This window comes from Mesorhizobium sp. M0048 (genome assembly GCF_040323405.1).
In the GTDB taxonomy this organism is placed as follows: domain Bacteria; phylum Pseudomonadota; class Alphaproteobacteria; order Rhizobiales; family Rhizobiaceae; genus Mesorhizobium.
This window is the reverse complement of sequence record NZ_JAMYUV010000011.1, coordinates 58337-71318: the sequence shown is the minus strand read 5'-3', so window position 1 is coordinate 71318 and position 12982 is coordinate 58337. Positions and strand designations below refer to the sequence as shown.

The following is a 12982-nucleotide window of genomic DNA, read 5'->3' as shown; positions in this document are numbered from 1 at the left end:
ACCATGATCGACTGGGACGACGTTCGCTACTTTCTTGCCGTCGCGCGCGGAGGCTCGGTGCGGGCTGCCGCCGAGCGCCTCGGGGTTAACCACACCACGGTGCTGCGGCGCCTTGCCCAACTGGAGGAGCGGCTGGGGGCGCAGATGTTCGAGAAGCTGCCCTCGGGCTACCGCCTGACGGCTGCGGGCGAGGAAGTCCTCGAGTTCGCGGAGCAGATGGAGGCGTCGTCGAACCGGCTTGAGACGCGAATCTTCGGGCGCGACCAGGGCGTACGCGGACTCTTGCGGGTGACGCTGGCACCGCCCCTCGCGACACACCTGCTCATGCGGGACTTCGCCGATTTCGCGCGCCTGCATCCGGACATCGAGATGGAAATCTTGTCGTCCGGCGAGCTGGCAAATCTGACCAACCGAGAGGCCGATGTCGCGATCCGCGTCGTTTACGACCGCAAAACCCTGCCGCTCAATCTTCACGGCCTGAAGGGACCGGAGCTGTTCGGCGGCGTCTACATGTCTCGCGATCGACTAACCGCATGGCGTGCGGGTTCGTCTGATGCCATCCGGTGGATCGTCATAAGCATTCATGGCGTCCCGGACTGGGCCCGCGAGGGTGAGGTTCGCACCACGGGGGTTCCGTTCAGGACCACGGACGGCGAGGCGCAGATCGTTGCAGTACGGCAAGGGCTCGGGATGACGACACTGCCGTGCTTCGTCGGGGATGCCGACCCCCTACTGGTGAGGGTGCCGGGCGCCGACCTGCACATGCATGGAACGCTCTGGCTTCTCACGCAGGGGGAGACACGCAAGACGAAGCGCGTGCGGCTCTTCACGGAGTTCGTATCCCGCAGGCTCGCCGCGTACGCGCCGCTTCTCGCGGGACTGTCCGTATCGCGCGACTGACGTCCGCCAGGTAGCCGATGGCGCGGTCTCAAGCGTACCCCAGCCCGATGTAAATCTCGCGACGGTCTTTTTGGGAACTGCCGGTACGGCTCGGTCGGCGGTCGTCAGCAAGAAATCGACTGATTGATATCGATAGTCGCTGAAACCGAGCAATCGTGGACCGTCGAAATTGGTGTTCGAAATCAAGAGCGCAAATTTCTGACGGATCGGCAAGACGTTCTTCGTCGTGAAAGCGGCGCTGTGACCGGCAGGTGTCACAGCTTCCCTATTCCGTTGTGCTAGCTTTTTTTCTGCGCCGATTGGTATGCGACTGCGCGACGGCCATTTTCAACTCGGGTGTGAGCTCCAACGGCGCATTCTCCGCTCCATGTGGGTTCTGTAGCCCCTGGACCTGGACGGTCGGAAATGGGAGTTCGATGCCCTGCTCCTTGAAGACCTGGCGCAGGCGTACATAGAACTTGCGTTTCATACCGAAGGCGCCTCCCGGTCTGGTTGTGGCCTTGACCCTCAACACGATGCCGTATTCGCCGAACTCCTGTACGCCCTGCATCTTGATCGGGTCGAGCACCCAGTGTTTGAACTCTGGATCTTCCGCCAGTTCGAGGCCGATCCGCTTGATCAGCTTGCGAGCGAAGTCGATATCGGTGTCATAACCAACGGTGATGTTGAATTTGTCGATAACCCAGTCACGGCTCTGGTTCTGGACTGCCCCGAGTTCACCGAAAGGTATCGTGAACAGCGGACCACGATGGTGGCGCAGCTTCACCGAGCGCAGCGAAAAGCTTTCCACGGTACCCTTGTAATTGCCCGATGAAATGTATTCGCCAACACGAAACGCATCATCGAGCAGAAAAAACACGCCTGAAATAACGTCCTTGACGATGGTTTGTGCGCCAAAGCCCACGGCGACGCCGACGACGCCGGCGCCGGCAATCAATGGGCCGATCTGGATTCCCAGCGAGGCGAGCATCATAAGCACCGCCATCACGATGATCGATGCGAGCAGAATGTTCTGGAGGATCGGCAAGAGCGTGTGCAGCCGCGCCTGTTGCGGATCGAGGACCGGAACGTCCTCGTCGCTGATCACAGGGTGCGGTGTTTCGATGCCGAGCTTTCGTTCAATCAAAGCTTTGATGATCGACCAGCCGAAGTCGGCGGCGAGGGCAATCACCACGACATTGATCAAGCCGCGCAATATGAACGTTGTCGTCGTATCGCTGTCCCGCATGGATTGCATGTCCAGACCCCAGACACGTGCGAGAAGGTAAGCCGCCGCCAGGATGAAAATCATTCGGATTCCGCGATCGATGACAGCGATCGTCACCGCCGGGATCGTGGGCCGGCCGACATCTTCCGAACCTGGCCGCAGAACGAAATTAACCCCGCGCTGCGTCACCACGATTGCCAAAGGCAGGAAGAATGCGGCGAAGGTGAACCAGAAGTATGTATTAAGGCCGGCGATACGCTGCAGGAACAGGACGACGAAATAAGCAGTCAATAGCCATGTCGCTTCCGTGTGACCGATGTGGCTCGCACCGTCTCGCTGCGTTCTTGGCCGACGCCAAATGGCAAGCAGCAGGAGCAACAGCAGCACGAAATCGGCGCCCAGTGACAGGACCATCATTCCGTCCTGATCGATGCCGAGACCTGGCAAGAGGATAAACGCGGCGCCGAAGAAGGCGAAGACGCCGACGATCCGGGGTAGCCAAAAGGACCAATGGTCAGCCGCTTCGTTGGTGATCGGCAAAGCACGAACCTCGACGGCGTTCTCGACGTTCATGAAGGAAGGAACGAGCATGGCCATGACGTACATGCGCACACCCCAAGTAACGACTGCCGCCATCAGAAATGTCAGTACAATCTCGCGGATAAGCATCGGCCAGTCGAACAACATGAATGCGCCGGCGCTGCCCAGTGCGAATGAGACTATCAGCATGCTGGAATAAAGCAGGCGGCCACCAATCTTCTTGGCTCGCCCAACGGGCGTATCCTTGGGTTGCGCGATAATCCACAGACGAAATGGGCGGGTGAGCTTGTACGTTGCCCAAGTGAGCGCCAGGCCGGCAGCGATGAACATTGCAATCAGCACAAATACGCCGGCAGGCCCCTTGCTGGACATATCCTCCATTGTCTCTGCCCGAACGCGCGCGAACTGGCTTGGCAGCAAGGGCAAAGTTCGCACGATTCTTTCGATATGATGCCTGATCCCATCGAGCGTCGAGGATGCCATCGTATTCATCGGGCCTGGTGCGGCCACGGCGCCGGACGATGCGTCGGTCGGCGAAGCCCCTGGCTCGGCAGGCGCTCCCGTTGACCCGGCGTCCTGATTTCGCTGTTCGGCCACCCAGGCCTTCACTGACGGATCGTCGAGAAGCTCGAACAGCCGTTTGACCCTTTCAGGCGGGACCGTCGCCGGCGCCTGCGCCTGTGCCTGACCAGCCAACAAAAGGGCGATCCCAAAGACGAGCGGCCTGGCAATCAAGGCAAGCATCGCAGTCAGGTCTCCGAGACGCCGTGCCGGGCGCGCCAGATTCCTGGCCCCCAATCGTCGAGTGATGCGTGGCATCGTGCTGTAACCTTCCGGTCAAATCGGCAAGCAACGACATCTATGTCCGTTGTTGCCTTACCTTGAAGAAACCGATGTTGCGGTGCAAGACGTCATCGTTCCGAGCCGGACCTTGCGCCGGGTACTTGGCGGTGTTTATTTAGCCGCGGGGGCAGGGCATTCCGACCTCGGCCCAGGTCTCCGGCCGTTCTATAAACTGGGCATCGACGTTAAACCTCAGGAACTGATTTCCTGAACTGACTAGGACAGACCTTTGGCGGTCGCTCGGTGGTCAACTGCTTCGCGCACCGCTGCGGACATTGGAAACCATGATGTTGCTTGAGATGCAATGCGCTTCCGAGTCGGCGCTGCCATGCGGCAAATCAGGCCGGGAGCCGCCACATTCGCACACGACCTGTACCACGCAATTCCGTTTCCTCGAGTGGGTCGCAAGCAAAATTTGGTCCAAGCAGTTGATGAGTTGCATCCGAAATGCGGATTTCATCGGGCTCCGCGGACGTTTGGATACGTGCGGCGAGATTAACGGTGTCGCCCCATAGGTCATAGGCAAACCGCCTTTTGCCTATGACGCCCGCCACGATTGGTCCTGAGTGAATTCCAATTCTGAGTCTTATCGGTTCTCCTGCGAAGCGTTCGCGCTTGACCTCGTTGCGCAGTTCAAGTGCATAGTGCGCAAGGGCTTCCGCATGATCGGATCGCGCGGCGGGCAGGCCAGCGACCACCATTACACAATCGCCGATTGTCTTGATCTTTTCGCAGCCGTATTGCTCCGAGAGCAGATCCGCCGCCTTGAAGAAGTAATTTAAAATAGCGAGCGTCGTTACGGCTCCGACGCTCCGCGCTCTTTCCGTAAAACCGACGATGTCGGCAAAAAGCACACTCACGTCAGCATGGTTGTCTGCAATTTGTTCGTCCGCTTTTAAGCGCTCCGCGATCGACGCCGGAAGAATGTTGAGGAGTAGGGCTTCGGCGCGTTGGTATTCACGCGACAATCCCTCTTGGCTCGCCCTCAACGCCTCGTTCATCGATTGTAATTTCTCGTTGAGTTGACGCTCCCTCTCTTGCAGAAGCGTCATTTCATAAGCCTTCTGTTGAAGCCGCTGCCTATTGTCGCGTTCGGCAGCGGCGTCAAGAAAGAGCAGCCACACGCAGGCATTGTCAGCAAAAAGATGGAGGTCCGCGACACGCCCGCCGGGCAGTTCGACCATGTCCATATCAAATGGAAGCTCCGGGCAGGGCAACAAACCTTCCATGAATTCAAGCTGCTCGGCAACAGGCTTACCTATGCGAACTGACGAGAGTCCGTAATGTTTAACGTTACCGCCCTTCGCAGCTACGCAAAGCTGGGCGTCGATTTTTAGATATGCGACCGAGCGCTCGTTGTAGAAGAAATCGTAAATCCAGCTTCTAACTTCTCTTGGCAAGACATGCATGGTTTATTTGCTGACCATCGAAGCAAGTTGACGAAACGCATCATCAACATGTTCACCCGAAAGCGCACTTGTTAGATAGATTTGCCATCCAAGTTGCCTCAGTTCGTCAATTTCACTATCCGATATTGCCCACCGATCGGCCAGATCGGATTTGTTGAACAGCAATACAAACGGCATAGCGCCGAATTCAGCCTCGGCCCGCTCGCGCAACGTGAGCGCCACGGCAAGAGTAGCAGCGCGTGTTCCATCGACGACAAGCACGAGCCCACTCGCACCTCGCACATAGCTGACGCGGAATGAGCCGATATCGTCTTCGCCGGCCAAGTCCCACAAAATCAGATCCACGGTTTTGTCCGGGAATGCGACACTCTTCTTGTCGATTTTCACTCCCACCGTGGTCAAGTAGGTTTCTGAAAAGATGCTTTGCACAAACCTGCGAACCAGACTCGTCTTTCCGACAGCGAACCCGCCCAACATGCAGATCTTCTTTTGCAATATCCTGGGCTCCGCCTAGTGGAAGTTTACCGTAACCGAAACTCTGCGGTTCGCGGAGCTCCCGGTTCGGCTATTTTCAGTCTCCGCTGGCTCAAAGGTGCCCGCGCCGCGAACCAAGAGCAATTCCGGATCGACGCCGCGTTTCTTGAGAAGCGCACGAACTGTTTCCGCGCGCGCCGCGCTGATCGACAACTTGGCCGTTTCACGGCCCGTCTCGTCCGAATGGCCGGTCAACATGAATTGTGCTGTTACCCCTGCCTTGCGGGCGTCCGTGGCCAATTCCTTCAACTGACTCGCCAATTTGTCGAGAACCGGCAGTTGCTCTGGTCCCGGTACAGCCTTGCCAGAATCGAAGAAAATGCTGACCGTTTGAATAGCCTCCCTCAAATGAGTCAGTTCCGGAGGGGTCAACTCACGCAGCTCGGAGAGTTCTAGAGAGAGTCCGTCCGCGGACAGCTGTTGGGCGGCGACCCGCGCCCGATCTATCCAGGCGGCAGGAGCCTCACCCTGGGCAACGATGCGATCCTTGATGATCGAAAGCCGTACTGAATCCGGCGGAGTCAGCGACGCCATCAGCCGCTTCACCACGAACTTCGGATGAAGGCTTTGATAGAATTGCCATTGCGAATGAACGCGGGCAGGATCGACCCCTGTTCCGGACAGCAGAACCTGCGGGTCGGCGGCCTGCGGGTCTCTCAGGCCGGAAATATAGAAATGTCCGCCCCTCGCCGTTTGCTGGGCGACGATGATTCCCGCTTGGGCCTCCAGTCGTGACACATAGGCCTGCCAGTGCTCCGCCGCGCGTGCTTCGGGGCTCACATCACGAACTTTGGAGATGTCGAATTCCGGTCCGCCTGCCGAAAGCTGTCGGGCCGCTGCGCGCGCCCGATCTATCCAGGTGTCGGGAGCCTCACCCTCGGCAACGATGCGATCCTCGACGATCGAAAGCCGAACCGATTTCGGCGGGTTAAGCGACGCTGTCAGCCGCTTCAGCACGAACTCCGGCTCAAGGCTCTGATAGAATTGCCACTGCGAATGAACGCGGGCGGGATCGACCTGCGTACCGGCCAACAGCGACTGCGGGTCGGCGGCAAGAGGGTCTCTCAGGCCGGCAATATAGAATTGGCCATCGCGCACCTTTTGTTCGGCAACGATAATACCCGGCTGGGCCTCCAGTCGCGACACATAAGTCTGCCAGCGCTCCGCCGCGCGTGCTTCGGGGCTCACATCACGAACCCTGGAGATATCGAATTCCGGTCCACCTGCCGAAAGTTGCTGGGCTGCTGCGCGCGCCCGATCTATCCAGGTGTCGGGAGCCTCCCCCTCGGCAACGATGCGATCATTGACGATCGAAAGTCGTACTGAATCCGGCGGAACCAGCGACGCCGTCAGCCGCTTCAACACGAACTCCGGCTCAAGACTCTGATAGAATTGCCAGTGTGAATGAACGCGGGCGGGATCGACCTGCGTTCCGGCCAACAGCGACTGCGGGTCGGCGGCAAGAGGGTCTCTCAGGCCGGTAATATAGAATTGGCCATCGCGCACCTTTTGGTCGGCAACGATGATGCCCGGCTGGATCCCCAGTCGCGACACATACGCCTGCCAGCGCTGCCCGGATTGCCAGGAAAGAAAGAACCAACCGCCTGCGGGAATCAAAACCAGCAGGACTGCAGCCAGGACCAGCCACGGAAATCCCTGGTTTGATTCCTCCTGCTTCAGATCAACGCAGGTCTGCAACTGCGTCTCGACGCCGGCCAACTGCGAACTGTCGCCGTCAAACTGCTCCAGGGCCTGTGAGCATTCATCATGGATGCGAAGCAATACATCGCGAATTATTTCATGTAATTCCTCCGGCGGATTTCCCCGGATCACCGCAACCAAGGTCGCAAACGGCCCAACTTCCGACCAGAGACGAAGCTCCCCGAAACGGATAGTGTCCAGGCCACTCTGTTCTTTCTCGTTAAATGAGTCTTTTACAAAATCCTGAATTGCACTAAGCATCGAGGAAATCAGTTGAGGATCTTCGCTGGTTGCGTTTTCGGCAGTTACATGCTTGATCAAAAGCCCGGAATTGCGGTGAATGAGAAAGACATGTTCTACACGATAGACAAGAGAATGCCTAAGAACAACTTCTGAGAAGCTTGCCCCCGTTCTCCAAGCTTCAAATCTCCACTTGAGCCCATGCCAAGTAAATATGTGTCTTAAGGTTTCATTCAGCGACTGAAAGGTTTGGTCGATCTTTTCGCCGATCGACTTGCGAATAGCCGGCAGAAACACCGGGTATAATATATCCGTCAGCGTGCGCGGGCTTTTCTGGATGGACCGTTGCACAGCCCTCTCGACAACTGGCGCAAGGGCCTCGCCGAGTTGCGCATGAGACGCGCGTGCGGCTGCACCGGGGAGGACGCCCCCCACTGCCGCCGCAAGCTGCTCAGGTTCGTCGAGCAGGTGGGTAACTCGTGAAAGCTCCGAAATTTCGCGGCCGACCAGCAACTGGCGAAGCGTTTCCATGCGAGGATCGGCGGTTGGGATTCCGTCGAGACGCGCACGATAGTCCGGATCAACGTTCCGGGCAATTTCGATCAAAAGGCGAGCCAGAGCCTCGCGATCAATCTCTGTATCGTTCGAAGCCGCTCTTTTAGGGAGGCTGATTGGGTCGACAGTCGACGTCAAGTTCCCATCAACTCACTTTCCAGGTACGCTCCGAGTTGTTCTTGCTGCCGACGGGATCCTGATTTAGACATTTTGCAACCTCGACAAACAGGCCAGCCAAAAGATTTCGGTCAGTCTTGACATTGCCAAGATCGGAAAACATTTTCTCCATCAGCATCTGAATGCTTTCATTCTTTTGCTTGATTTCCTCACGCAGCAAATGATCGTTTCGATTTATCCGGTCCGCAACTTCCCGCTCAAGCTCGCTCAACTGATCCGACAACGCGCGCACCTGCTTTTCGAGCGCCTGATTTTGCTCGCGAAGATTCCGATCAATCTCTTTATCGGCGTCGGCTCGCGCGTCTTTTTCGTTCCGCAATTGCGCCGCAAGCGAGTCGACCTGCTTCTTTGCATTTGACTCGTACATTTCAAGATTGCGCTTGGCCTCGGATTCGACATCCTTGAAGCGCTGCAAGACCCGTTCTTCAAGCTTGGAAAAGCGGCGGTCATAGTCCTGCATCTGGTTGCCGAACAGCAGATCACGTATCTTGTCGACACCTACAGCGTCGCCGGGAGGCCCGCTCTCGCGAGCCTGGCCCGCCATGAAGTTCAGCCCGCTTCCGTCTGCATTACTTGTCAGATTTGCGTCCGCTTTATTTGCCGAAGAAGCGGTACTCGAAGATTCCTTGGCCATCCCATGCCCCTTCTTTTGACATTGCCACAGCGCTAATTTAGAAACTGATAAACATGTCAGCAAAATAGCCGACCCGCAAGCCGGAATTTTCTCGGCTCAAGTCGGTTCGTGCGTCCCCATTCGGATAGATTTCGACATGCGGCTCGATCCGGATCAGCTTGCGCTCGTGTCTTCGCCCGCGATCATCTTTTTGCCGATGAAATGCGAGAGCGGAGATGCCCTGGCGCATCGACCTCAGCTCCAAGCCGTCGGGCATGCGCGCTGCCATTCAGCCTGTGTTCAAGTCTTTTTTGCCCGCCTCTAATTTGCCCCGATCTTGACAGCGCAGTGCTGCCATCCGATGCCGTCATCCGGTTTTGACATTCGCCGACTCTTGCCGAAGAAAACGAAAGCTCGATGATCCAGGACAATGCTACCGCAAGGCGGTATGGTACCGATTTTCAATGCCGAGCAAACCGTCGGCACAACGCTTGCCGGCAGGCAGACCTACCGGATACTGGATATAGGGTGATGGACGATGGGTCGACGGACTGATCGGCGTGGATTGTGACGACCTACGCCAAGAAAGATCAACGCGTCTTGTTGTGCGTTCGAACCGGGCGCGGGTAAGACGGCGTGGCGCGTGATCCCTTGGTTTCAATCGTGGTTCCTGCGCACAACGCGGAGGTAACGCTCGCGCGCGCACTCGATTGCCTTCTCGATCAGGAAATAGTGGATTGGGAGGCGATCATCGTCGACGACGCCTCCATGGACCGCACCCCCTCGATCATCGCCGGTTATGTAGAGCACGATGCCCGATTTCGGACGTTGAGGTCTTGCGCGTATAGCGCCGCCGGCGCGCGCAATAGCGGGATTTCGACAGCGCGCGGCCGCTGGCTCATGTTTCTGGATGCCGACGATTGGGTGGATGCCAGCTTCCTCGCAAAAATGCTGGCCGCACTGAAATCCGTTCCCGATGCAGTGGCCGCCTATTGCGGTTCCCGGCGCGAGATGCCCGATGGCGAACTCACCCCGTCGAGCATCGCAACGGAGGTTGCGATTCAGCCCTTCGAGACATTCGCCCGCAGACGTGCCATCGCCATTCACGCGCTGCTGGTCGACCGGGAGACAATTGTCGAGTTGGGCGGTTTCGATGTGTCGCTGCGCACCTGCGAGGACTGGGACCTGTGGCAGCGCCTCGCACGTCTGGGCAAAAATTGGGTGATGGTCGATGAGCCGCTCGCTTTCTATCGGACCAGCCCCAACGCGCTCAGCCGCAGTTCGACGCAGATGCTGGCAGATGCTGAAATCGTGATCGCCCGCGGCTTTTCCGCCGATCCCAGGGTCAAACACCCGGCGTCGGCTCACGCCAATGGAGCGATCGAGGCGAACGGCGGTACCGCCTCCGAGGCACTCGCGTGGTTCGCGTTGTGGAACGCCGCGTCGGATTGCGGCAGCGGCTCGCGCTCGATCAACCCGCAGTCCCTGCGCGCCCTCCCGCCAGGACGCAAAGGGGCGCGAGAGATCGCCAAGGTGATCTTCGATGGCCTAGCGGTCGGAAGCCTGTCGGTGCCAGCGCAATTGGCTGCCAGGTGGGACAGGTTCGGCGGCTCCCTCACCGAGTTGATCATCGAACTCGGCAAGGTCTGGAACAATCCCGACGCGGCTCGCCGCGTCCAGTATCATCTTGAGCAAATGCTGCTCGACGTCGACGATCTCGCCGCGCCGCGCAGGCTGGCGCGGACACTTGGAATTCGTGTCGACGCGCGAAATCCGACCACGGTCGAACTTCCGCAAGGAATCGATCAAATTTATGCCTATCTGATGATGGATGGCCAGATCGAGGCTGTCGTGCAATTCGGCGTACTTGGGACAGTGACAAGGGATTATTGGATCGAATTGATCCTGAATGTCGTGTCCCCCGAGCGGCTTGAAGGCCGGTCCGATCCGGACAGTCACTTCGGCAAACTCGCCCAATTGGCCGAGGAAGCGCGGGAGCTGGTTCGGTCGAGCACCGAACCTGCAGAGCCTCCCCCGGCGCTGCGCCGCGCACGGGCCAGGCACGACAAGGATCGCACGTCGTTCTGGAATGGCTATTTCGCGACCGAGGATCCCTGGAATTACGGTTCGTCCTATGAGCAGGAGAAATATGAGCGGCAGCTCGAAATTCTGCCTGCCGGTCCCATTGGACGGGCGCTTGAGCTGGCCTGTGCGGAAGGCCACTTCACGCGGCAACTGGCGCCGCGCGTGAGCCATTTGACCGCAACTGACATCTCCGCCATAGCCATCGAGCGGGCGCGCGCGCGATGCAGCGATCAGCCGAACGTTGAGTTCGGCGTACTGGATTTCATGGCGGATACGCTGCCGGGTGAGATGGATCTGATCTTCTGTTCGGAAGTGCTCTACTACCTGGATGATCTCGCCGAGTTGCAACGCTTCGCCAAGAAAGTCGTTGAGGCATTGGCGCCTGGCGGCAGCTTCATCAGCGCACACGCATTCGTGCTACGTGACAATCCTGAGAGGACGGGCTTCGACTGGAACACATTCGGTGCACAAGCGATCTCGGAGACGCTGGCAGGGACCGAAGGTCTTGTCCTCGAGCAATCGATCCAGACCGAGCTCTATCGCATAGACCGCTTCCGCCGCCTGTCACCAGGCGACGTGGCGACGGAACCAGTCATTGATCATGTGCCAATCCGCGCGCGCATCGATATGGGGGTCGCGCGAAAAATCGTCTGGGGCGGGGCGCGGGCCTTGCGCCGCGACGTCGCACGTAGCGAGCGGCGGCAGCGTATCCCTGTCCTCATGTATCACAGCGTCTCCGATGAAGGTCCGGCCGCGCTCGCCCGTTTTCGGCTCACGCCCGCCGCATTCGCCAGCCAAATGACATGGCTGCGCGCCAATGGCTTTCACGCGATTAGCTCCGAGCAGCTGGAATGGTTCATCGCCAACCGTCAGCCTTTCGTTGGCCGCCCAGTGCTCATCACCTTCGATGACGGCTTCCAGAACTTTGCCGACCATGCCTGGCCGATCCTGCGCGCGAACGACCTCACCGCGGAAGTGTTCCTGGTGACGGACTTGGTGGGTGAAAGTGCACAGTGGGACGCCTACAGCGGCCCGCCGACGCAGCTTATGGACGCCGGGACGGTGCGACGCCTCGCCGGCGAAGGCGCCTTCTTCGGAAGCCATCTGGCGACGCATCGCGCGATCGATGGTCTGTCGAGCTCTGACTTGGCCGCCGAGCTTCTGCGCTCTCGTATGTTCATCGAACGGTGGACCGGTCGGCCAACCGCGGCGTTCGCGGCACCCTTCTCAGTCACCGACCGACGGCTTGGCAGGCTGGCCAAGGAGTGCGGCTATCGAATCGGCTTCGGCGGCAGACACGGGCCGGCGGACCTCGATTGCGATCCCATCGACCTTCCGCGCATCGAGATTCGTGGGGATCGTTCGCTCGATGACTTTGTTGCGGTTGTCGAGGCCGTGCTCGCATGAACCGTGAACTTGTCAGTGTCTAGATTTGTAACAAGTTGGTTCCGCGTTTTGTTCAGCGTCCCGCTCCGCTTACCTCGTTCGCAAGTCTATTGGGCGACTTGGGACACGGCTGACATCAGCTCCTGCGGGCTTGGCGCCCCAAACATGTATCGCCCGCCCTCTGGAACCTCCGTGAAGCTCCAGCGGACGATCCCTTGCCGGTCCAGCAGGAACTGACCGATCAATTGTCCGTGTCCCGTTGCTATCATCTGCTCGTCGGCTTCGGTCAGTTCGTAATGGTCCTTCTTGTTGAGGATTTCGCTGGCCTCAAGAGGATCCATAGGACCGGGCAACTCGCCTGGTATGTCGACCCGCATATCCTTTGCCGCTGCCATCGAGACCTTGTACGGCCAGTTCGTCTCGTTTTGGGTGAATTCGAGATTGGGCAGTCCAAAAGCACGATGTGAAGCGCGTTCAGGGTCGGAGGCCGCAAGCAGATTCGGCATCGGATGGTAGCGGAAATAGAGACGCGCCCGTTCGATCGGCGTGTTGACCACCGTCAGGCTCTCCACGCCCTTTTCGCGCAGCTCCGGATCAAGCCGCGCCTGGGCGGCGATATGGCGCCGGCAAAACGCACAATGCAGACCTCGAAACAGGCCGACCAGCACCGGTTTTTGTCCGCGAAAGTCGTCAAGCGCGATCTTGCCTTCCTGGGTAATGGCGTCGAGTACCACGTTCGGCGCACGGTCGCCCGGTTGAAGCGGCACCAAGTCACTACGCGCGGACATTTCC

At 58.7% G+C, this 12982-nt stretch carries 9 protein-coding genes; 2 read left to right on the top strand and 7 right to left on the bottom strand.

What is annotated here, in order from left to right; all coding sequences use genetic code 11:
- Nucleotides 1–3 precede the first annotated feature (3 nt).
- Entirely contained in the window at nt 4–900 is an 897-nt protein-coding gene (locus NKJ84_RS13640) for a LysR family transcriptional regulator (RefSeq protein WP_352506860.1), read from the top strand.
- A gap of 265 nt (nt 901–1165) precedes the next feature.
- On the opposite strand, the gene NKJ84_RS13635 is transcribed toward NKJ84_RS13640, so the two are convergent.
- The 6 genes from NKJ84_RS13635 to NKJ84_RS13610 form a co-directional block, all read right to left on the bottom strand.
- Nucleotides 1166–3391, bottom strand: coding sequence for a mechanosensitive ion channel family protein (locus NKJ84_RS13635; RefSeq protein WP_352506859.1), 2226 nt, complete (start codon nt 3389–3391; stop codon nt 1166–1168).
- Nucleotides 3392–3828: 437 nt separating this feature from the next.
- Nucleotides 3829–4899, bottom strand: coding sequence for an adenylate/guanylate cyclase domain-containing protein (locus NKJ84_RS13630; RefSeq protein WP_254818890.1), 1071 nt, complete (start codon nt 4897–4899; stop codon nt 3829–3831).
- A 3-nt stretch (nt 4900–4902) separates the two neighbouring features.
- Complete coding sequence (locus NKJ84_RS13625) at nt 4903–5394, bottom strand: Rab family GTPase (protein WP_254818889.1); 492 nt, start codon at nt 5392–5394, stop codon at nt 4903–4905.
- A gap of 15 nt (nt 5395–5409) precedes the next feature.
- Complete coding sequence (locus NKJ84_RS13620) at nt 5410–7980, bottom strand: OmpA family protein (protein ID WP_352506857.1); 2571 nt, start codon at nt 7978–7980, stop codon at nt 5410–5412.
- Between the two features lie 94 nt (nt 7981–8074).
- The gene (locus NKJ84_RS13615; protein WP_352506856.1) at nt 8075–8740 is read right to left on the bottom strand and encodes a DUF3450 domain-containing protein; all 666 of its coding nucleotides are present in this window, start codon (nt 8738–8740) and stop codon (nt 8075–8077) included.
- Nucleotides 8741–8777: 37 nt separating this feature from the next.
- Nucleotides 8778–8969, bottom strand: a complete 192-nt coding sequence (locus NKJ84_RS13610; RefSeq protein WP_352506855.1) for a hypothetical protein — start codon at nt 8967–8969, stop codon at nt 8778–8780.
- 386 nt (nt 8970–9355) lie between these two features.
- Between NKJ84_RS13610 and NKJ84_RS13605 the strand changes: the two genes are divergently transcribed.
- Nucleotides 9356–12211: a trifunctional glycosyltransferase/class I SAM-dependent methyltransferase/polysaccharide deacetylase gene (locus NKJ84_RS13605; RefSeq protein ID WP_352506854.1), complete on the top strand. Its 2856-nt coding sequence runs from the start codon at nt 9356–9358 to the stop codon at nt 12209–12211.
- Nucleotides 12212–12297: 86 nt separating this feature from the next.
- On the opposite strand, the gene NKJ84_RS13600 is transcribed toward NKJ84_RS13605, so the two are convergent.
- Nucleotides 12298–12978: a redoxin domain-containing protein gene (locus NKJ84_RS13600; protein ID WP_254818884.1), complete on the bottom strand. Its 681-nt coding sequence runs from the start codon at nt 12976–12978 to the stop codon at nt 12298–12300.
- Nucleotides 12979–12982 lie beyond the last annotated feature (4 nt).

Excerpts from the sequence above, each read along its gene's own strand:
- NKJ84_RS13640 (WP_352506860.1), top strand. The coding sequence starts at position 4 with ATGATCGACTGGGACGACGTTCGCTACTTTCTTGCCGTCGCGCGCGGA.
- NKJ84_RS13635 (WP_352506859.1), bottom strand. The coding sequence starts at position 3,391 with ATGCTTGCCTTGATTGCCAGGCCGCTCGTCTTTGGGATCGCCCTTTTG.
- NKJ84_RS13630 (WP_254818890.1), bottom strand. The coding sequence starts at position 4,899 with ATGCATGTCTTGCCAAGAGAAGTTAGAAGCTGGATTTACGATTTCTTC.
- NKJ84_RS13615 (WP_352506856.1), bottom strand. The coding sequence starts at position 8,740 with ATGGCCAAGGAATCTTCGAGTACCGCTTCTTCGGCAAATAAAGCGGAC.
- NKJ84_RS13610 (WP_352506855.1), bottom strand. The coding sequence starts at position 8,969 with ATGCGCCAGGGCATCTCCGCTCTCGCATTTCATCGGCAAAAAGATGAT.
- NKJ84_RS13600 (WP_254818884.1), bottom strand. The coding sequence starts at position 12,978 with ATGTCCGCGCGTAGTGACTTGGTGCCGCTTCAACCGGGCGACCGTGCG.